Raw genomic sequence first — 18986 nt, forward strand, 5'->3', positions numbered from 1 at the left:
CGTCGCCCTCCCCGCGCTGCTCGACCGCTTCCCCACACTGCGCCTGGCCGTCCCGGCTGAAGAGGTCGCCCTGCGCCCCGAGACCGCGGACATCTACGGGGTCAAGAGCCTCCCGGTCACCTGGGACACCGCCGGCTGACGGCGACCATGAACCGGTCCGGGATCTCGACTAGCCGGAAATCCACCAGCAGTAGAGCAGCTGGTCGCTCTCCTTGGCCCTCCGTGCCAGCGTGACGAGCTCGTTGATCACGTCGAGCACGTCGTCACCCTCCTGGAAGGTGGAGAGAGGCTCCAGCGTCCAGCGCCGGGCCACTCCAGGCAGGCGAGCGTCCTCGACTTCGGCAAGCGTGTCGCGGGCGCTCGCCGGCAATTCCTCGATCTCCGGCCCTTCCCGGTACGGGGAGTCCTCCGGGAGGGCAAGCCATTCGTCTTCGGTCTGGGGTGCTCCTTCGGGCGGCGGGTACAGGGTGACGGTCTTGATCAGGTCGTTGGAGTAGGGGACGCCCTTGATGACGGCCACGAGACTGGCGAGGGATCCGCCGGGATCGACCCACTTGGTCTCCACGACATCGAAGGCCGGAGCGTCGGGGAAGGGCTTGGCCGGTGCCCGTAGGCAGCTCGGTCGCCAGGTCGCGGTGGCGCGATCGGGGGCGCGGTAGTAGTCGTGCATGGCGCTCATGCGTGTGCTCCTGAGGGCGGGGGATGGTCGTGGGTCTGGCCGATGACCGGCCGCCCGACAACGAAAAGTCGGCGCGCTGGTCGGGCTCGTGCTCGTCCTGTCCAGCAGCATGCCCGCGTCTGCGGCGACGTGGGAACTTCGCCCGAACGCAATTCCAGGGCCGCGACGAGCCACACCCAGCCCTGGTACTCCGTACGCGGGGTCGAGGAGCCGGTCGGCGGCAGCATGGGGTACGTCACCTGCTTCCTGCGGGACGGCGGCCGCGCGTTCCTCACCTACTCCACGACGGGCCGTGGCAACGAGCCCGTCGCCAATTGGGGGTCCGACCAGCCGTCCCGTACCGCAGTGGACCCGCCCCGGCGCGACGCCCGTGGAGACCCTCGGCCGGCACGGCCACCACCACTGACGCGCGCCTGCCGAGCAGCCGGCGGCGCCGTCGGCCTGCCCGGCTCTCAGACTGGCCTCAGCGCGGGCGGCCGGGTCTGGATCCAGGTCGCCTTGCTCGCGGTGTACTCGTCGAGGGCGTGCAGGGATTTGTCCCGCGCGGTGCCGGACTGCTTGAACCCGCCCCACGGCACCGTCCAGTCGCCGGCGTCGTAGTTGTTCACCCACACCTGTCCCGCCCGCAGCCGTCCCGCCACGTGCAGGGCCAGGTCGATGTCCCGCGACCACACTCCGGCGCCCAGCCCGTAGACAGTGTCGTTCGCGAGCCTGACGACCTCGTCGACGTCGTCGAAGGCGAGCACGGACAGGACCGGCCCGAAGATCTCTTCCTGGGCGATGGTCATGTCGTTGCCGACCCTGTCGAACACCGTCGGCGCGAGGAAGTGGCCGCCGGTCCCGGCGAGCGGCTCGTGGCCGCCGGTGAGCAGCCGTGCTCCTTCGGCGTGACCGCGCTCGATGTAACGCAGCACGCGTTGCTTGTGCTCCGCGCTGATGAGCGCTCCCATCTGGGTGTGCGGGTCGAGCGGGTCGCCGACGCGCAGTGCGCGGGCGCGTTCGACGATGAGCGGCAGGAGGTCGTCGATGATCCGGCGGTGCACGAACAGCCGGCTGCCCGCGCTGCACACCTGTCCCTGGTTGTAGAAGATCCCCCAGATCGCCGCCTCGGCGACGGCGTCCAGGTCGCCGGCGTCCGGGAACACGATGTGGGGGGACTTGCCGCCGGCCTCGACGCAGACCTTCTTGGCGTTGGACTCGGCGGAGTACGCGAGAAAGCGGCGTGCCGTCGAGGTGGAGCCGGTGAAGGCGAGGCAGTCGACGTCGGGATGGCGGCCGAGCGCCGCTCCCGTGGTCGGCCCGTCTCCTGGCACGACGTTCAGCACCCCCGGCGGAAGGCCGGCCTCCGCGGCCAGCGCGGCGATCCTGACGGTGGTCAGCGGCGTCTGCTCGGCGGGCTTGAGCACGAGGCTGTTGCCGGTCGCCAGGACCGGGCCGAGCTTGTAGGCGGCCTGGTAGAGGGGGAAGTTCCAGGGCGTGACGCAGCCGATCACGCCGAGCGGTTCGCGCCGCACCACGGCCAGGACGTCGGCCCGCGTGGGTGCCGTTTCGCCGTACATCTTGTCCGCGGCCTCGGCGTACCAGCGGGTCATCTCGGCCGACTTGGCGATGTCGCCGGTCAGCGCGTCGCGGATCGGCTTGCCGGTGTCCAGGGTCTCCAGCAGCGCCAGTTCCTCACGGTGTTCGTCGATGAGCTCGGCGAAACGCAGCAGGACCCGGCCGCGCTCGCGTGGTGACCTGCGGGACCAGCGGCCGTCCTCGAACGCCGTACGGGCCGATCTGACCGCCGCGTCCACGTCCTCGCCGGTGCAGAACACGACCTTGGCGACGATGTCGCCGGTGGCCGGGTTCTCGGTCGGGAAGGTCTGCTCGAGCGTTCCGGACCGGTACTCGCCGTCGATGAAGGCTCGCGTCTCGGGCCGGACACCCCCGGCCATGGCGGCGATCTCGGCTACGTCTCGATCGAGCAACATGCATGCGCTCCTGTGTGGCGGTGGGGATTCTGGGTCGTCGCAATGGCGGGATCAGGTCCTGATGGGCCCGCGACCGGCGGATCCGGCAGGCCGGCGTCGCGGGCCATGAGGTCCCGATAGGTCTCCCGCCGCGTGATCAGATGCGCGTGCCCGTCCTGGACGAGGACCACGGGCGGGCGCGGCACGTGGTTGTAGGCAGAGGCCATGGACAGCGTGTACGCCCCCGCGGCCGGTACGGCGAGCACGTCTCCGTTGCTCAGCTCGGGCACGTGTACGTCACGGGCCAGGACGTCGGACGACTCGCAGTAGCGGCCGGACAGGTGGACGACGCGACGCGCCGGGCGCCGGGCGTCGCGGACGGGCAGGGCGGTCAGCCGGGCGCCGTACATGGCGGGGCGGATGTTGTCCCCCATCCCGCCGTCGAGATGGACGTAGGCGTCGGCCTCCCCGTCGGCGGCGGCGAGCGGCTTGGCGGCGACCACACTGTAGAGCGCCACCATGGCCGGCCCCACGACGGAGCGTCCTGGTTCGCAGATGAGCTTGGGCAGCGGCAGGCCGGCTCGGCGACACCCTTCGACGACCTCGGCGGCGACCGTCTTGACGTAGCCGCCGATGTCCGGCTCGGGGTCGCCGGCGGCGTAGGCGATGCCCAGGCCGCCGCCGGGGCTGATGCTGCGGGTCGTCCACCCGTACCGCCGGCGCAGGGTGCCGGCCGCGGCGAGGAGCACCCGCACGGCGGCGCGGTACGGCGGCAGGTCGGTGATCTGCGACCCGATGTGGCAGTGGAGCCCTTCGTAGCGGAGCTTCGGCTCGCCGGCAATGATCCGGGCGGCGTCGAGCAGCCGTTCGAGGGGGATGCCGAACTTCGAAGCGGCCGCTCCTGTGGCGATGTGGGGATGTGTGTTCGCGGCGACATCCGGCGCGAGCCTCAGCATGACCCCCAGTTCGCCGCCTTCGCGCGCCACCGCGGCGAGGCCGCGCAGCTCGTCCAGGTTGTCGGCGATGATCGTGCCCACGCCGAGGCGCCGGGCCAGGCGCAGTTCGTCGTGGGTCTTGGCGTTGCCGTGCAGGTGGATGCGGCTGCCGGGGACGCCGGCGTGCCGGCCGACCTGGGCCTCGCCGATGGAGACCGCGTCGAGGTGCAGGCCGTGCCGCAGCGCCAGCTGCGCGACGGCGACGTTGAGGAAGGCCTTGCAGGCGTAGTGGACCTCCGCCTCACCCGGGTAGTGCGCGGCCAGCCCGTCGCGGTAGCTCGCCGCGCGCCGCGCGAAGGTGGCCGCGTCGAACACGTACACCGGCGTCCCGTGCTCCTCGGCGACGGCGCCGAGCGGAACACCGGCCAGCCGCAGGTCCCCCGACGCGTCGATGGTGGCCGTGTCCGGCCACGGAGGTGGCATCATGATCGCTTCCATGTCCGGTCGGCGGCGAGTGCCGGGCGGTCCAGGGAGAACCCGGTGACGGGACGCGCGGTCTTCCCCATGGTGACGAGGTCGACCATGGTCTCCCCCACGACCGGGCCGAACTTGAAGCCGTGGCCCGAGCACGCCGAGGCGATCCCGATCTGCGGGTGGCCGGGCAGCAGGTCGAGGATGAAGTCCTCGTCGGGGGTCATGGTGTACCGGCAGGTCTCCGCGTGGACGACCTGTCCGAGCCCGCGCAGCCTGTGGGCGGCGTACGTCGTGAGCGAGGCCAGGGCGGGCGCGTACACGGTGTCGGACAGGTCCTCGGCCAGGATCTCGGGGCCGTTGCGATCGAGCATGAGTTTCACGCCTCCGCCCGGCGTCAGCTCGGGGAACATCGAGATCATCGGGGGTCCGCTCGCCCGGTGCTCGATGGTGACGGGGAAACGGCCGGGGGCGTACGCGGTGCCGTTCGTAGCGAAATACGCGACCTGTTCGCGGGTGACGGTCAGCGGGACCGGCCGGCCCAGCTGGTCCAGGAGCCGGCCGGTCCAGGAGCCGGCCGCGACCACGGCCACGCCCGCGTGCAAGGACGCGCCGTTGACCTGGGCGGCCACTCCGCCCGGCACGGGTTCGAGCCGGGTCACCCGCGCCCGCTCGCGAATGGTCGCGCCGTGCGCCCGCGCGTCCTCCATCAGGGCCCGCACGCACGCGTCGGCGTCCAGCACTCCCGCGTCCGGCTGGTACAGGCCCTCCATCTCCGGTTCGACGCACAGGTGCGGGAACCGGCTCGCGAGGTCGGCCGACGGCAACGGTTCGAAGGGGACGGCACAGTCCGTCATCGTCTTCGCGGTGTCCCGCAGCGACGGGGTGCCGGCGAGGCCGATGTCGAGGCCGCCGGTGGGCAGCAGGAGCCGTTGCCGGCTTCGGTGCTCCAGGCTTCGCCACAGCTCGTAGGCCTCCCGGACGAGTGCCACGTAAGGGGCGCCGTCGTAGGCGAGGCGGATGATCCTGGAAGGTCCGTGAGAGCTTCCGTGCCGGTGCCCGAGGCGGAACTGCTCGACCAGCGTGGTGCGCAAACCGCGCCTGGCCGCGGCGGCGGCGGTGGCGGCTCCCGCCACGCCGCCGCCCACGACGAGAACATCCGGTGTGTTCTGCTGCATGATGCTCACGCGTCGTGCAGCTCATAATGGACGGCGCGCGGTTCCTTCTCCAGGAGATAGGCGTCGTCGAAGTCGTAGTACTTGGCGACGGTGACGTCGTCGCCGGCGAAGGCCGTGACCGACTCCTCGGAGTCCCAGAACGTCAACATCTGGAAGTGGGCCACCCCGCCGGACTCTCGGTGGAGCACGTAGGCGCCCCGGTTGCCCGGGGTGGAGCGGTAGTCGGGGATTGCGACCTCGCGCATCAGCCTCAGATAGTCGGCCGACTTGTCGACGGGGGTGGTGCCGTGCCAGATACGGGCGATCATGACGTTCCTCGCTGCTCGTGGGTGGATGTGGTTGTGGTGATGTGGCTCAGGGGCGGAGGACCCGGTCCAGGAAACGCCGGGTGCGTTCGTGTGACGGGTCGGTGAACACCGTGGCGGGGTCGCCGCGCTCCACCACCACCCCGCCGTCCATGAACAGCACGTCGTCGGAGACGTCCCTGGCGAAGGACATCTCGTGGGTGACGACCACCATGGTCATGCCGCCCTCGGCGAGCCGCCGCATGACGTCCAGCACGTCAGTGACCAGCTCCGGGTCGAGCGCGCTGGTGACCTCGTCGAACAGCATGACCTCGGGCTCCATGGCCAGGGCCCTGGCGATGGCGACCCGTTGCTGCTGCCCTCCGGACAGCCGGGCCGGATGCTCGTCCGCCTTCTCCTGGAGGCCGACCCGCGCGAGCAGCGCGCGTGCCCGCTCCGCCGCTTCGGCCGGCGGCGTGCCGGAGACGACGCGTTGCGCGAGCGTGACGTTGTCCAGGACGGTTCGGTGCGGGAAGAGGTTGAACTGCTGGAACACCATCCCGATACGGCGGCGTACGGCGTCCAGGCTCTTCCCGCGGAGCCGGGTGATGCACGCGCCGTCCAGGAAGATCTCGCCGGAGTCGGCCTCCTCCAGCCGGTTGACGCAGCGCAACAAGGTCGACTTGCCGGAGCCGCTCGGTCCGATGATGGAGACCACCGCTCCCGCGGGCACCTCGAGGTCGACTCCGCACAACACTCTGCTGGGGCCGAAACTCTTGTGCAGGCCGGTGACGCGGAGCTTGGGCTCGTGGGTCATGCCAGCGCCCTTCGTCGCGCGCGTTGGTGGACGTTGAGGTAGCGGTCGACGATGCGGGCGAGGGGAAGGGTCACCACGAGGAACATCAGCGCGCCCAGGGTGAGGGCGGAGCTGTTGAAGGTCTCGCCCTGGATCTCCCGGCCGGCCCGTACGACCTCCACGATGCCGACGACCTGCACGAGCGAGGTGTCCTTCATCAGGGCGATGAAGTCGTTCAGCAACGGGGGGACGACGGTCCTGACGGCCTGGGGAAGGACGACGTGGCGCAGGGTGCGCCGATGGCTCATGCCCAGGGATCTCGCGGCCTCCGTCTGCCCGGCGGGGACGGCGTCCAGCCCTGCCCGGAAGACCTCGGCGAGGTAGGCGCCGTAGGTGATGGTCAGGGCCGCGATGCCGAACCAGTAGATGTCCGGCTGCCCGAACAGGGTCGGGGCGCGGACCCATTCCGGGAGGACGGGGATGAACGGCAGGCTGCCCGAGATGAGCAGCACGACGAGAAGCAGCGGGATGCCGCGGAAGACGTCGATGTAGGCGATGGCCGCCAGGCGCAGGGGCGTCAGCACCCACGAGCGCGACGAACGGCAGAGCGCCAGCATCAGCCCCCAGACCGTGGCGAGGGCTCCGGAGATGAGGGAGAGCTGGATCGTCATCCAGAAGCCCAGCAGAACCTTGCCGAAGCTGTCCCGCATGACGGTGAGATCGAAGTACTGCTCGAAGAAGATGTCCATGAACGTCCGTCAACCAGCCTCGGCGAGGATGTCCGCCGGGGCGGGCTCCGAGAACCACTTGCGGTAGATCCTGTCGTAGGTGCCGTCGCCCTTCATCGCACGGAGGGCGCCGTCGACCTTGCCGCGTAGCGGGGAGCCGGGCTTGAAGACGAGGCCGTACTGCTCACCCGTGGCGATGTTCTCGACGACCTCGAGCGTCTTGTAGCTGCGGACGGCGTACTTCGAGGAGGGGAAGTCGTTGATGACGGCGTCGATCTGCCCGGCTGCCAGCGCCTTGAAGGCGTCGTCGACCATGTCGTAGGTCCGGACGGTCTGAGCCTTGGCGTTGGCCTTCGCCCATTTCTCCCCCGTGCCGCCGAGCACCGCTCCGACGCGCTTGCCGGTCAACATCGCGGTGCCGGTGACACCGGAGCCCTTCTTGATCATGAGCGACTGGTCGGCGTTGAAGTAGGGCAGCGAGAAGTCGACCTTCTTCTCGCGTTCGGGGGTGATGAGCACGGACGCGGCCACCATGTCGAACCGGCCCTGGGCGACGTCGCGGAAGATCGTGTCGAACGGTGTCTTCTGGATGGTGACCTTGAGGCCGAGCCGACGGCCGATCTCGTGCACGAGGTCCATGTCCATGCCGTCGTAGTCGGGCGGATCGCCGAAGGCGAAGGGCACGTAGGGGATGTCGGCACCGACCAGCAGGGTGCCTTCCTGCTTGGTCAGCGATGAGGGGTGGCCCTCGCCTGCGCCGGTCGCCCCCGAGCCGCAACTCGTGAGGACCAGAGTGAAGGACAACAGGCTGAGGATGGCGATGCGCCGCATGATGCGCTCCTCTGTACTGGTACAGTAGGAAATCTGTTCCGGTTCATACTTCCATCGACGGAAAGCCCAGGTCAATACGTTGTCCGAGGAAGAGGCCAGAGTTTGGCGAGCTGCTGACGGAGGCCAGATCCAGCCGCCGCCCGCTTCACGGAGGCGTCCCGTACGACGGTCAGAGACCCGCTCCCGCGAGAAGCTCGAACCAGACGATCTTTCCGAGCGGAGAGTCTTCGCTTCCCCAGCAGCAGGCGATCGCGTCGAGCACCCGCAGGCCGCGACCGCGCTCGGCGTCGAAGCCGGCGTCTCGGAGCAGTGGCGGTGCGGCGGTGCGATCTTCGACCTCGAAGCGCAGGAAGGCGCCGGTGAGCCAGACGCTGCAGCGGTAGGGGCCCTGTGCGTGCTGCACGGCATTGGTGACGACCTCGCTGACCAGGAGTTCGGCGTCGGCGGCGATGCTCCGCAGGCCCCAGGCGGCCAGCTCGTCGCGGACGGCCTTCCTGACCCCGGGGATGGACGAGGCGTCCGATGCGAATGTCCACGTGGCGTCCCGCTCGTCTGGCCGGCTGAACGTGTTTCCCGATGTCACCATGCTCGGCTCTGTTGCGGTGTTCGACATGGCCGAATCTCTCTGTGCTGGTACAGTTTGTAATCTGTACTGCCATAGAAGCACGCGCGCTGCACAGCGGTCAAGATGCCGGCACGCATAGCCCGTAGGCTTGGCGATCAGGAGGAACCATGACGGATTGGCAGAACGTCATCGCGGGACGCAGCAAGAAAGACCTCATGCACAGCGTCGAACGGGCGGTCAGCACCGGCGAGCTGGAGCCCGGACAGGCCTTTCCCTCCGTGCGGGTGCTGGCACGCCACCTCGGGATCAGCGCCTCGACCGTGGTGGCCGCGATCACCGAACTGCGACAGCGCGGCGTGATCGTCACGAATGACCGGCGGGGCAGCACCATCGCCCCGGTGCCGCCGCTGAAGCTCGCGGTGACGCCCCGCCCCGCGCCGTCCGCCCGGCCACCGGGGGTCGACCTCAGTCACGGCGGGCCCGACCGCGCGCTCCTGCCGACGCTGCGATCCGCCCTGCACGCGGTCGCCGAGGAGAACGACATCCCGCGGCTGTACGGCCAGGCGATGATCGACCCCGACCTGCGGAACCTGACCCTCCCCCAGCTCCACGATCTCGGCATCGACGTCGCCCCCGATCACGTGGGCGTCACCAGCGGCGCTCTCGACCTGATCGAGCGCGCGCTGCTCGTGAGCTGCCGGCCCGGCGACCGCATCATCGTCGAGGACCCCGGTTACCCCGACCTGTTCGACCTGCTACGCGCCATGGGACTGCAGGCCGTGCCGGTCCGGGTCGATGACGAGGGCCTGCGTCCCGACGGCGTACGGGAGGCGATGCAACGCGGAGCGACAGCGCTCATCCACACCCCCAGCGCGCAGAACCCCTTCGGAGCGGGCCTGACCGACGAGCGCGCCGGCGAGCTGGCCAGGGTGCTCGCCGAGTGGCCGGACCTCGTCGTCCTCGAGGACCACCACCTGTCGCTCGTGGAGCCGGCGCGCTCCACGCTGGCGGGCAGGGTCAGGCGATGGGCGGTGGCGCGATCGGTGGCCAAGTCGCTCGGCCCGGACCTCCGCCTGGCCATCGTCGCGGCGGACCCGCACCTGTTCGCCCGGGTGCTCGGCCGGCACGCCCTCGGCCCTGGCTGGGTGTCGCACGTCCTGCAGCGCACCGTCGTCCACGTCCTGACCGACCAGTCGATCCGCCGGCAGCTCAAGCACGCCAGGGACACCTACGACGCCCGCCGCCTGGCGCTGCTGGCCGAGCTGCGGCGCAAAGGCATCGAAGCGCACGGAGCCACCGGTCTCAACGTGTGGATCCCGGTCGCCGACGAGGGCTCGGCCGCCCTCGACCTGGCGCACCGCGGCTGGGCGGTCAGCCCGGGGGGCGGCTATCGCAGGACCTGTCCCCCAGGGCTGCGCGTCACCACCTCGACCCTCGACGTCTCCGAAACGCCGCGGCTGGCCGACGACATCTCCCACGCCCTGCAGCCGCGCGCCGCACGACGCGGCTGAGCCGCCCCGCGGCGGGTGGCACCGCCGTACGGGCCGCTGGATCCGGTCACCTCGGCCCATGCACCGGCAGGCCTGTCAGTCGCAGTACCTCCACTGGGTGGAGGTGGTGCCGTAGATTCCTCCGCCGTAGATCGCCTTGATGGATCCCGTCCACCTGATGCACGTGCCGGCGGCTTTGCCGCTGGCCGCCGCGTAGTGGGCGTAGTTCCCCTCGTCCTTGATGGTCTTCATGCCCTGACGCTCAAGGACGGCCTCCGTGTAGCTGGCGACGCCGTCAGCCCGGCCGACCCTCAGGGTGACCACACAGTTCTCCTGATAGGAGCCGCTCCACAACACGTAGACCTCGCCCAAGGGCATGTTGTTCCCGTTGTCCCAGAGATCCTCCCTGGTGAGCTGGGTGTAGGCGCCGTTCGGCCAACCGCACCCCTGCTCCGAGACGACGGCTTCGCGCAGGGTGTGGGCCGAGGCGGGCGAGGCCACGAACATGATCGAGGCGAGCCCGAGGCCACAAGCCAGACCGACACGCACGAGTATGCGCCGAGACGTCCGAGACATGACAAGTCCTCTCAAGTACGGCTACATCCACTCCGGCAGGAGCCGCCCCCGTACGGCGGAGTCGCTCGTACGGCGGAGATCGCCGCATGGACGTGAGCCGATTCCCCCGCTGGTCGGCTTCAGCATGCCGCAGCACGCGCGCGCTGTCCTTGACGGAGCCTGCACAGTTCGTTGACGCTGGATCCACTGCGAGAAGCCGTGCCCGCGCAACCCGACTTTCGACAGGGATGACGGTTGACGATCGGCGGATGATCCGCCCGGCGCACCCTTGACAGGCTCGCCTCCATGAACACGTTCTTCCCCGGCCGGTGGATCGGCGGCGTGACACTCATCTCGGGGCCGATGATCATGTGCGCCGGATACCTGCTGCGTTACCTGAGCACGGTCACCGCCCTCACCCCCCAGCAGCAGGCGTGGGCCGAGGCGCAGCCGTTCGCCGCCTACGGCCAGCTTCTCGCCTACACCGCAGAACCCGCCCTGCTCACCCTCTCCTACGCGGTCTTCGCCCTGGGGGCGCTGCTGCTCTTCCCCGCCTTCGCCGCCCTGGCACAGCGGCTCGGTGGCGGCCTCGCTTTCTGGGGCGCCACCCTGCTGGTCGCTGGGCTCTTCGCTCGCCTGTACTTCGCCGGCGCCGACCAGACCGCCTTCCAGCTCACCGAGGTCATCGGGCTGGACCAGGCAACAGCTGCGATCATGAAGGAGTACGGGGACATCTCCTACGGCCCGTGGCGGGTACCGGTCTGGGCCTCGGTCGGCCAGTACGCGGGCTCGCTCCTCCTGGCCGTCGCCGCCTGGCGCTCGGGCCTCTTCGGCACCGCCCGCGCCGTGATGCTGCTGCTGGCGGGAGGCACCTGGATGGGCGTGCTGAAGGGCGCCTCCATCCCCGACGTACTGGCCACCGGCCTGCTCTGCGTGGCCCTGGTCCCGCTGGGCGCACAGGTGCTGCGGGACCGGCCGCCCGCCCCCGCCGGCCGTTCGAAGAAGATACTCAGCTGGTGAGACGGTCACGTGGTCGAACGTCACCGCGGCGGCCGTGTGGTCACCGTGGAGCAGCCTCGTCCCCCTGAGCCAGATCGCCACGGCCTGGCCGGTGATCTTCGTTCGCGAGCTCGCCCATCTCTTCACCGCCCGGGCCGCGGGAGTGCCGGGCAAGATGTCGCTCAGCACCCGCCTGCAGTGCCTGGTCGCCCAGGCCGACGTCAGCGGCATCTGGTCGGCGCCGCGCCGGATCCGGATGACCGTCTACCTGCCGGGGATGGTGGTGAACGCCCTCCTGGCGGTCGCCGCGCTGACCCTCCACAACGCCACGCCTCCGGGCGGCCTGCACAACGCCGCCGCGGTGTTGTCCGTGCTCCAGCCGATCATGCTCGCCATGCCGCAGGCACGGGCCCGCGCCTGCCACCGACGCGGTAGATTCGCGGCTCGTGCGGCGTCTGCGGCAGCGAAGGGTGTCTCCGCCGGCAGGATGACCGGCGGCGGGTCCAGCGGACATAGTTCTGGCGTCCGGTTGCGGCAAGCGGAGGAGAACCTCATGTCCGTCCTATCCGTTCTTGCCGCGCAGGCGGCCTCGCCGGTCTGCACGACGGCGGCAGAATGCGCGGGCCAGGGTGTCGACACTTTCATCGGGACCCCTGAGCGAGTCTGGGCCAGTGTGGCCGCGCTGGTGGCGCTGGGCGGCGTGGTCATCGGCTGGCTGGCGCTGCGCTCCGCCCGCCGTACCGGCGACGGCCGTCGGAGGGGAGCCATCGTTGCCCTGGCGGCGGGGCTGGTCGGCGGGCTCAACGGCGCGGCGAACCTGGCTGTGGCCGATGGTGGTCTCGGCACCGGCAACGGCGTGTTCGGGGGCGCCTCGGCCCTGCTGCTCGGGCTGGCCGGCGCGACACTCGGCGGGCTGGCTCTGGCCCGCTCCCGCCGCGCCGGGCTGAGCGGCTGACCGCAGCGGGCACCAGCGCGCGACCGAGGCCCCTGATGACCGTACGGCGGCCGCTTCTCGTGATCCTGTGCGGACGCACGTACCGTGCCCGCTTCCGCCAGCACGACAGCGACGTTGCCCCTGCCCGGGACCGCCACGAACACGGCTACTTGTCGGGTCCGCACAGTACCGGACACCGGCGGCCGAGGTTCGATCAAATCCATTTGATGTATTATGCGGATATGGCGCAATCCGATCAGGCCGCCCCACCGCTGTTCGTCCAGCTGGCCGCCCACGAGGTGCGCTGGCGGCTGTTGAGCGAGCTGGCGCGCGGCGACCTGCGCGTGCGGGAACTCGTCGCCCTGGTCGGCGAGCCGCAGAACCTGGTCTCCTACCACCTGCGGCTGCTGCGCTCCGGCGGGCTGGTCAGCGCCCGCCGCAGCAGCTTCGACGGCCGCGACAGCTACTACCACCTCGACCTGGACCGCTGTGCGGACACGCTGACCGCCGCCGGTGCCGCCCTGCATCCCGCGCTCCGCCTGCTCCCGGCCGAGCCGGCCCGCACGGCCGGGACTCCCGCGACGGAAACACCGTCCGTGTTGTTCATGTGCACCGGCAACAGCGCCCGCTCACCCATCGCCGAAGCCCTGCTGCGCCATCGCGCCGGCGGCCGCGCCGAGGTGACCAGCGCAGGCAGCCACCCCAAAGCCGGTCTGCACCCCCACGCCGTACGCGTGCTGCGCCAGCGGTACGACATCGACGTCGCCGGCCAGCGCCCACGGCACCTCGACACGCTGACCGGCCGCCGCTTCGACTACGTGATCAGCCTGTGCGACAAGGTTCGCGAGGTCTGCCCCGACTTCGGCGACCACCCGCAGCGCCTGCACTGGAGCATCCCCGACCCGGCCGCCGCCAGTGGCGACGACACCGCCCACGACGGCTACCCCGCGTTCGACCGTACCGCCGCGGAGATCGACACCCGCGTCCGGCACCTGCAGCCCATCCTGTTTCCCGCCCCACACCGAAAGGACCGGCCATGACAGCAACCGACCAGGTCGCCGGCGTCCGCTACATCGTCGACGACGTCCAGGCGGCCGTCGACTTCTACACCACCCACCTCGGCTTCACCGTGAACTTCAGCGCCGCGCCCGCCTTCGCCGACGTGGTACGCGGGCCGCTGCGCCTGCTGCTCTCCGGACCCACCAGTTCCGGCGCCCGCGCCACCCCGCCCCAGGCCGCGGTCGCGGGCCGTAACCGTATCCACCTGGTCGTCGACGATCTCGACGCCGAGATCGCCCGGCTGCGCGAGGCGGGCCTGCCGTTCCACAGCGACGTGGTCGCCGGTCCCGGCGGCCGCCAGGTCCTGCTCGCCGACCCCGCCGGCAATCTGATCGAGCTGTTCCAGTCCGCTCACCGCCCCGCCCCCGCACCCACGCCCACGCCCTGAACGCCTCGACACGATGCGGCCCGGCTCGATCGCCGGTGACCGTGCCGGACCATTTCCTCGGGGAGAGCGTAGGGATACGATCCGGCCCATGGCGCATCAAGTGGTTCGTGAATACGCGTACACGGATGCATCACCCACCTCGCGACGGGCGGACGGCCGAGAGTGCATCTGGTACCGCTCGCTCGAGGACTCGTACGACTTGGTGCGTACCGGCCGGGAAGGCAGACGCCGGTACCACGTGTTCGATGCCCGGAGCGGAGAGCACCTGGAGGAGTTCACAAGCTGGGATGCCGGCCACCGGTGGATCAAGGAACGGCTGCGATCAGCGTGAGCATGCGCTTCGAAGGGCCCGGGGAGCATCGGGGCTCTCCTGCGTTTCGTTCCTGCCCGTACCTCGGCGGCGGCCCGGCCTGGTAGACGGCGTCGCCGGGGATCCGGAGCGGGCCGTGGACCCGCCGGGCCAGGTGAGGGCGAAGCCGATCACCTCGCCGGAGCGACGGTCAATTGCGGTCGGCGCGACTGGCGCGGCCGGTGAAAAGGCCGCGGATCACCCACAGGGCCCCGAGGACCATGGCGCCGACGATCAGGAAGGCCGTCATGGTGGTCTGGGCGACGTGGAGGACGGCCAGGATGCCGATCATGACAGCGTAGAGGACGGACAGGGCAACGAGGATGCGTGCGGAGAGTTTCGCGTTCACGGTCCCCGAGCCTGTCCGAGCCCGGATGCGTCGGACAGTCACCGGTAGTGGGAATGCTGATTCCGACGAAAGGTGGATACCGGGCGGCGACGGGAGCCACCCATAATGACGAGATGGCAGGCGGCTCCCTCACGGACCCGGTCGACGCGGGACAGGACGACTGGCATCGGACCGTACCCGGATGGCATCTCGCCTTCGCGGTGCTCGCCGTGCTGACCGCCGGTCTCGTCGTCACCGGCGAGGCCGGCCCGCCCGTCGCCGAGCCAGTCCCGAGCCTGCTGGTGCTCGCGCTGCTGTGCTGCTGGTACGGCGCCACCGGCGCTCGCGCCCTGCACCGCGACCACAGCCGGCTCGGCGTCGTCTACCTGGTCGGCGCCGTCCCCCTGGCGGCGGCGCTGTTCGCGGCGGCCCCCGCGGGCGCGCTGATGTCGTTCATGCTGTATCCGCACATCTGGGCGCTGCTCCCGCCGCACAGAGCCGTCGGCGCGACGGTCGCGAGCGTGTTGTCGATGGCCTCCGTCATGGTCGTACGCGGCGATGCGTACGGGCAGGACCTGCCGTCGGTGATGGTTGTGGCGGCGGTGGCCCTGCTGGCCGCCCTCGTGCTCGGCCTCTGGATCACCCGGATCATCGAGCAGAGCCGTCAGCGGGCCAGGCTCGTCGAAGAGCTGGCCGCGACGCGGGCCGAGCTGGCCGAGGTCAGCAGGGAGGCCGGGGTGCTGGCCGAGCGCGAGCGGCTGGCCAAGGAGATCCACGACACGCTCGCGCAGGGCTTCACCAGCGTGCTGCTGCTGCTCGAAGCGGCCAAGGCCGGGACGTGCGAGCGCGACCAGGCCGTCCGCGCCCACCTCGACGAGGCCCGCCGCACCGCCATGGACAACCTGGCCGAGGCACGCGCCCTGGTCGCGGCGCTGCCGCCGCCCCAGCTCCGCGACGCCTCGCTGCCGGATGCCCTGGGCGGGCTCTTCGAACGGTTCGAGGCGGAGACGGGGCTGGACGTCCGCTTCACGGTGACCGGAGCGCCCCGGCGGCTCACCCCGAACGAGGAGGTGGTGTTGCTGCGTGTCACCCAGGAAGCCCTGGCCAACGTCCGCAAGCACGCGAGCGGCGCGGGCCGGTTGGGGAGTGTGCTGGCGTACGGGGCCGCGGGGGTGACCTTGCGGATCACTGACGACGGGCAGGGCTTCGACCCCGACGAAATCGGCACCCCAGGCGACCCCGGCACCGGATTCGGGATCAACGGCATGCGCGACCGGGTCGCCGAGGTCGGCGGGGACCTGACCATCGGCCCGGCCCGGCTCTCCGGAACCCTGGTCCAGGTGGAGCTGCCGTCGTGACCGTCCGCGTGCTCATCGTCGACGACCACCCCATCGTCCGGCAGGGTCTGCGGGCCGTACTGACGGCGCAGCCGGACCTCGCGGTCGTGGCCGAATGCGGCACCGGCGAGGAGGCGGTCGCGCTGGCGGCGGCCACCGTCCCCGACGTCGTCCTGATGGATCTGCGCCTGCCCGGCCTGAACGGCGTCGAGGCTACCGAGCGGATCGTCGCGGCCAGGACGGCGGCGGCGGTCGTCGTCCTCACCACCTACGACTCCGACGGGGACATCCTGCGTGCCGTCGCCGCGGGCGCGACCGGCTACCTGCTGAAGGACGCCTCCGGGGAGGAACTGGTCGCGGGGATCCGCACGGCCGCGACGGGCGGCACCGTACTCGCCGCGCCGGTCGCGGCCAAGCTGGCCACCCGCATGCGTGGTGACGCACCCACCTTGAGCTCCCGGGAGATCCAGGTGCTGGCGTGCGCGGCCCGCGGCCTGTCGAACCCCGAGACCGGCCGGGAACTGTTCATCAGCGAGGCGACCGTGAAGAGCCACATGATGCGCATCTTCGACAAGCTCGGCGTCTCCGACCGCACCGCCGCCGTGACCGCCGCCATCGCCCGCGGCATCCTCAGCCCGCCCTGACACGGCGCCCGGTGGGGCGCGCCCGCGCGACCGCGGCCCGGGGCTGACCGGTCAGGAGGAGGACCGGGGAGTGGTTGCCGCCTGGGAAGGCAGAGACGGACGTCACACTTCGCGGCCGTCACAGGCAGCCGGGTTGCTCTGTCTGAGAGGGGCGACAGCGAACAACGACAAGGAGCGCACGATGGGTGCTCGTTCGAACCTTCTCGGCAACCCGGTCGCAGGCAAACCCCTGAAGTACCTCCGGCCGGCACGGATGACGAGCAACACACGGCGGCCGTACTGCTGCCCCGCGTCAGTACGGCCCAGGCGACGCTCGCCGCTCCCGTTTCGGGGCCGGACTCTTACCACAACCCTGATGGAAGAGATCTCATGAACCTCGCCCTGTGGATCTGCGCCGGGCTGCTGGCCGTGGTCCTCCTCACCGGTGGCGTCGGCAAGCTGATCGTGCCCCGGGAGAAGATGGCCGCCATGCGCGGCGCGGGATGGACCGCCGACTTCAGCGTCGGGTTCCTCAAGTTCCTCGGGACCATCGAGGTCCTGGGGGCGGTGGGACTCATTGTGCCCGCCGTGACCGGCATCGCGCCGGTTCTGGTGCCGGTGGCTGCGGTCGGTGTGGTGGTGCTCATGATCGGCGCGATGGTCACGCACCTGCGCCGTGGCGAGGTCATGCCGGCCGCGGGGAACCTGCTCTATCTCGCCCTGGCCGCCTTCGTGGCGTGGGGCCGCTTCGGCCCCGAGTCCTTCATCGGCTGACCGGGGCGCAGAGGGCGGCGGTACCGGATCAGATCGTCCCTGCCGACATCGCCTCCGTTCACCACCACTGGTCAGGACCTTACGAACCATGGCGGAAGTGATCCGCAACCGGAGCATCTCGCATCAGCGCAGGTCAGGCGATGGCCTTCCGGGCGAGCACCCCCCGCAAGGAGAAACCTCATGGACGTTACGAACAACGGCGGCCGCCGAGCTCTGGTGGTCGGGCTGGGCATCAGCGGGATCGCGGCAGCTCTGCGGCTGCGGCAGATCGGCTGGACGCCGGTCATCATCGAGCGGGCCGCCGGGCGGCGGTCCGGTGGGTACTTCATCGCGCTGTTCGGCGCGGGCCGTGCCGCCGCCCAGCGCCTGGGCATCCTGGAAAGGATCATCGATCGCGGTGCGGACGGCGTCAGCTATGACATCGGCCGGGCGGGCAGGCGTCGGCCCGGCCTGGGTTTCAGGGACTTTCCCGGCCGGCCATGGCTGATGACGCGAGGAGACCTGGAGGCCGCCGGTTTCGCCGCGCTGCCGCCCGATGTCGAGATCCGGTACGCCACCGTACCGGCCCGGATCGAGCAGGACGCGGACGGGGTGAACGTGACCCTGACCGACACCGCCGGCGGGACCTCGACGACCGAGCGCTTCGATCTGGTCGTCGGCGCGGACGGGCTGCGCTCCACAGTGCGGCGCCTGGTGTTCGGGCCGCACGAGAGGTATCTGCACCGCTTGAACTACATGGCGGTCGCCTTCCAGATGCCCGGCGCGCTCCCGGGTCACGACCAGAGCGATTCGGTCGTCCTGGCCGAACCCCGGCGGTCGATGTGGGCCTTCCCGTTCAAGGACGGTCCGCCGACCGTGTTGCTGACCTACCACACCGACGATGCCCAGGCGGAATTCACCCGGCCGAAGGTCGATCGGGTACGCGAGGTGTTCGGCCCGGAACCGCCCGGCCCGGCGTTGGGCGCGGCGCTGGACGCGCTGGAGTCGGCCGAGGACGTGTTGTTCGACTCGGTCGAGCAGGTGCATATGGACAGCTGGCACAGGGGCCGGGTGGTGCTTGTCGGTGACGCGGCCTGGTGCGTGACGCTGTATGCGGGGATGGGCGCCTCCACCGGGATGGCCGGCGCCGATCTGCTGGGCACCATGCTGGCCCGCCATCCCGGCAGCGTGACCGAAGCGCTGACGGGCTGGGAGCAGCGACTGCGTCCCACCATCGAGTATCTGCAGGGCAACGGAAGGCGGATGCGCAGCCTGTTCGTCCCGGCCACCCGTTTCGAACTCGCGCAGCGCAGGATAATGCTGAGAGTCAGCAAGATGCCCGTGACCTCCCCGCTGTTCCTTCGGTGGCGGACCAGAGGCAAGGTGGCCCGCATGAAGGACGCGGACTTCGCTCACCCCGGCCCGGATGTGCCCGTACGCGTCCACGCGTGACGGCACAGCCTCCAGATCCGGCGGAACACAAAGCCGACCAAGCCGCCCGTAGTCCCGAGACCCAGCGACCATTGACAATGTTCGAGCAGAGGGGCGCCGGCAGCCGCGAGACACCGAGAGGTCCCGAGGCGGCGGACGGGCAGACAGAAGGGCTCCACCGGGAGCCTCGATACGCGAGTTGAGAAGGATTCCATGCCGGTGTCAACGGATGAGGAAGACGCTGTCGGTTACCGGCCGTTGTTGTTCTCCATCGCCTACGGGATGACCGGGTCCGTGGGCGACGCCGAGGACATCGTGCAG

The 18986-nt window shown here is 70.5% G+C and carries 20 protein-coding genes and 1 pseudogene; 10 read left to right on the forward strand and 11 right to left on the reverse strand.

Annotation, left to right across the window (positions count from 1 at the left end; all coding sequences use genetic code 11):
* Positions 1-139: pseudogene (locus tag E1292_RS54520) on the forward strand (cytochrome P450); the annotation flags it as partial.
* Positions 140-169: 30 nt separating this feature from the next.
* On the opposite strand, the gene E1292_RS42540 reads toward E1292_RS54520, so the two are convergent.
* The 9 genes from E1292_RS42540 to E1292_RS42585 form a co-directional block, all read right to left on the reverse strand.
* Positions 170-679, reverse strand: coding sequence for a hypothetical protein (locus E1292_RS42540; RefSeq protein ID WP_132605103.1), 510 nt, complete (start codon positions 677-679; stop codon positions 170-172).
* Between the two features lie 452 nt (positions 680-1131).
* Positions 1132-2652 carry an aldehyde dehydrogenase gene (locus E1292_RS42550; RefSeq protein WP_132605105.1) on the reverse strand — a complete coding sequence of 507 codons (1521 nt, stop codon included), beginning with the start codon at positions 2650-2652 and terminating at the stop codon, positions 1132-1134.
* On the reverse strand, positions 2631-4052 hold the full coding sequence (lysA, locus tag E1292_RS42555; protein WP_220447330.1) for a diaminopimelate decarboxylase: 1422 nt from the start codon (positions 4050-4052) through the stop codon (positions 2631-2633). Before lysA ends, E1292_RS42550 begins: the two co-directional genes overlap by 22 nt.
* Complete coding sequence (gene solA, locus E1292_RS42560) at positions 4049-5215, reverse strand: N-methyl-L-tryptophan oxidase (RefSeq protein WP_246090724.1); 1167 nt, start codon at positions 5213-5215, stop codon at positions 4049-4051. The genes lysA and solA overlap by 4 nt, the downstream gene beginning before the upstream one ends.
* A 5-nt stretch (positions 5216-5220) precedes the next feature.
* On the reverse strand, positions 5221-5523 hold the full coding sequence (locus tag E1292_RS42565) for an antibiotic biosynthesis monooxygenase (RefSeq protein ID WP_132605111.1): 303 nt from the start codon (positions 5521-5523) through the stop codon (positions 5221-5223).
* Between the two features lie 46 nt (positions 5524-5569).
* A complete protein-coding gene (locus E1292_RS42570; RefSeq protein WP_132605113.1) occupies positions 5570-6316 on the reverse strand; it encodes an amino acid ABC transporter ATP-binding protein in 747 nt (248 codons plus the stop codon).
* The gene (locus tag E1292_RS42575; protein WP_132605115.1) at positions 6313-7044 is read right to left on the reverse strand and encodes an amino acid ABC transporter permease; all 732 of its coding nucleotides are present in this window, start codon (positions 7042-7044) and stop codon (positions 6313-6315) included. The genes E1292_RS42570 and E1292_RS42575 overlap by 4 nt, the downstream gene beginning before the upstream one ends.
* A gap of 9 nt (positions 7045-7053) precedes the next feature.
* The gene (locus E1292_RS42580; RefSeq protein ID WP_132605117.1) at positions 7054-7854 is read right to left on the reverse strand and encodes an ABC transporter substrate-binding protein; all 801 of its coding nucleotides are present in this window, start codon (positions 7852-7854) and stop codon (positions 7054-7056) included.
* 169 nt (positions 7855-8023) lie between these two features.
* Positions 8024-8440 carry an ATP-binding protein gene (locus E1292_RS42585; RefSeq protein WP_165975024.1) on the reverse strand — a complete coding sequence of 139 codons (417 nt, stop codon included), beginning with the start codon at positions 8438-8440 and terminating at the stop codon, positions 8024-8026.
* Positions 8441-8586: 146 nt separating this feature from the next.
* Here E1292_RS42585 and E1292_RS42590 point away from each other — a divergent pair, with 146 nt between their 5' ends.
* Positions 8587-9930: an aminotransferase class I/II-fold pyridoxal phosphate-dependent enzyme gene (locus E1292_RS42590; protein ID WP_132605121.1), complete on the forward strand. Its 1344-nt coding sequence runs from the start codon at positions 8587-8589 to the stop codon at positions 9928-9930.
* 75 nt (positions 9931-10005) lie between these two features.
* On the opposite strand, the gene E1292_RS42595 is transcribed toward E1292_RS42590, so the two are convergent.
* A complete protein-coding gene (locus E1292_RS42595; protein WP_132605123.1) occupies positions 10006-10485 on the reverse strand; it encodes a hypothetical protein in 480 nt (159 codons plus the stop codon).
* A gap of 285 nt (positions 10486-10770) precedes the next feature.
* Between E1292_RS42595 and E1292_RS42600 the strand changes: the two genes are divergently transcribed.
* From E1292_RS42600 to E1292_RS42615, 4 genes are all read left to right on the forward strand, one after another.
* Complete coding sequence (locus E1292_RS42600) at positions 10771-11484, forward strand: hypothetical protein (protein WP_132605125.1); 714 nt, start codon at positions 10771-10773, stop codon at positions 11482-11484.
* Between the two features lie 91 nt (positions 11485-11575).
* A complete protein-coding gene (locus tag E1292_RS54525; protein ID WP_246090723.1) occupies positions 11576-12418 on the forward strand; it encodes a DUF6223 family protein in 843 nt (280 codons plus the stop codon).
* Between the two features lie 221 nt (positions 12419-12639).
* The gene (locus E1292_RS42610; protein WP_132605127.1) at positions 12640-13437 is read left to right on the forward strand and encodes an arsenate reductase/protein-tyrosine-phosphatase family protein; all 798 of its coding nucleotides are present in this window, start codon (positions 12640-12642) and stop codon (positions 13435-13437) included.
* Complete coding sequence (locus E1292_RS42615; protein WP_132605129.1) at positions 13434-13844, forward strand: VOC family protein; 411 nt, start codon at positions 13434-13436, stop codon at positions 13842-13844. The genes E1292_RS42610 and E1292_RS42615 overlap by 4 nt, the downstream gene beginning before the upstream one ends.
* Before the next feature lie 500 nt (positions 13845-14344).
* On the opposite strand, the gene E1292_RS51820 is transcribed toward E1292_RS42615, so the two are convergent.
* Complete coding sequence (locus E1292_RS51820; protein ID WP_165975025.1) at positions 14345-14485, reverse strand: hypothetical protein; 141 nt, start codon at positions 14483-14485, stop codon at positions 14345-14347.
* Positions 14486-14655: 170 nt separating this feature from the next.
* Between E1292_RS51820 and E1292_RS42620 the strand changes: the two genes are divergently transcribed.
* From E1292_RS42620 to E1292_RS42635, 4 genes are all read left to right on the forward strand, one after another.
* Positions 14656-15879 carry a sensor histidine kinase gene (locus tag E1292_RS42620; protein WP_132605131.1) on the forward strand — a complete coding sequence of 408 codons (1224 nt, stop codon included), beginning with the start codon at positions 14656-14658 and terminating at the stop codon, positions 15877-15879.
* A complete protein-coding gene (locus E1292_RS42625) occupies positions 15876-16502 on the forward strand; it encodes a response regulator (protein WP_220447331.1) in 627 nt (208 codons plus the stop codon). The genes E1292_RS42620 and E1292_RS42625 overlap by 4 nt, the downstream gene beginning before the upstream one ends.
* Positions 16503-16871: 369 nt before the next feature.
* A complete protein-coding gene (locus tag E1292_RS42630; RefSeq protein ID WP_132605133.1) occupies positions 16872-17255 on the forward strand; it encodes a DoxX family protein in 384 nt (127 codons plus the stop codon).
* A 180-nt stretch (positions 17256-17435) separates the two neighbouring features.
* On the forward strand, positions 17436-18686 hold the full coding sequence (locus E1292_RS42635; protein ID WP_132605135.1) for an FAD-dependent monooxygenase: 1251 nt from the start codon (positions 17436-17438) through the stop codon (positions 18684-18686).
* Positions 18687-18986 lie beyond the last annotated feature (300 nt).

Source organism: Nonomuraea deserti (genome assembly GCF_004348685.1).
GTDB lineage: Bacteria > Actinomycetota > Actinomycetes > Streptosporangiales > Streptosporangiaceae > Nonomuraea > Nonomuraea deserti.

Excerpts from the sequence above, each read along its gene's own strand:
- E1292_RS42540 (WP_132605103.1), bottom strand. The coding sequence starts at position 679 with ATGAGCGCCATGCACGACTACTACCGCGCCCCCGATCGCGCCACCGCG.
- E1292_RS42550 (WP_132605105.1), bottom strand. The coding sequence starts at position 2,652 with ATGTTGCTCGATCGAGACGTAGCCGAGATCGCCGCCATGGCCGGGGGT.
- lysA (WP_220447330.1), bottom strand. The coding sequence starts at position 4,052 with ATGATGCCACCTCCGTGGCCGGACACGGCCACCATCGACGCGTCGGGG.
- solA (WP_246090724.1), bottom strand. The coding sequence starts at position 5,215 with ATGCAGCAGAACACACCGGATGTTCTCGTCGTGGGCGGCGGCGTGGCG.
- E1292_RS42565 (WP_132605111.1), bottom strand. The coding sequence starts at position 5,523 with ATGATCGCCCGTATCTGGCACGGCACCACCCCCGTCGACAAGTCGGCC.
- E1292_RS42570 (WP_132605113.1), bottom strand. The coding sequence starts at position 6,316 with ATGACCCACGAGCCCAAGCTCCGCGTCACCGGCCTGCACAAGAGTTTC.
- E1292_RS42575 (WP_132605115.1), bottom strand. The coding sequence starts at position 7,044 with ATGGACATCTTCTTCGAGCAGTACTTCGATCTCACCGTCATGCGGGAC.
- E1292_RS42580 (WP_132605117.1), bottom strand. The coding sequence starts at position 7,854 with ATGCGGCGCATCGCCATCCTCAGCCTGTTGTCCTTCACTCTGGTCCTC.
- E1292_RS42585 (WP_165975024.1), bottom strand. The coding sequence starts at position 8,440 with ATGGTGACATCGGGAAACACGTTCAGCCGGCCAGACGAGCGGGACGCC.
- E1292_RS42590 (WP_132605121.1), top strand. The coding sequence starts at position 8,587 with ATGACGGATTGGCAGAACGTCATCGCGGGACGCAGCAAGAAAGACCTC.
- E1292_RS42595 (WP_132605123.1), bottom strand. The coding sequence starts at position 10,485 with ATGTCTCGGACGTCTCGGCGCATACTCGTGCGTGTCGGTCTGGCTTGT.
- E1292_RS42600 (WP_132605125.1), top strand. The coding sequence starts at position 10,771 with ATGAACACGTTCTTCCCCGGCCGGTGGATCGGCGGCGTGACACTCATC.
- E1292_RS42610 (WP_132605127.1), top strand. The coding sequence starts at position 12,640 with ATGGCGCAATCCGATCAGGCCGCCCCACCGCTGTTCGTCCAGCTGGCC.
- E1292_RS42615 (WP_132605129.1), top strand. The coding sequence starts at position 13,434 with ATGACAGCAACCGACCAGGTCGCCGGCGTCCGCTACATCGTCGACGAC.
- E1292_RS51820 (WP_165975025.1), bottom strand. The coding sequence starts at position 14,485 with ATGATCGGCATCCTGGCCGTCCTCCACGTCGCCCAGACCACCATGACG.
- E1292_RS42620 (WP_132605131.1), top strand. The coding sequence starts at position 14,656 with ATGGCAGGCGGCTCCCTCACGGACCCGGTCGACGCGGGACAGGACGAC.
- E1292_RS42630 (WP_132605133.1), top strand. The coding sequence starts at position 16,872 with ATGAACCTCGCCCTGTGGATCTGCGCCGGGCTGCTGGCCGTGGTCCTC.
- E1292_RS42635 (WP_132605135.1), top strand. The coding sequence starts at position 17,436 with ATGGACGTTACGAACAACGGCGGCCGCCGAGCTCTGGTGGTCGGGCTG.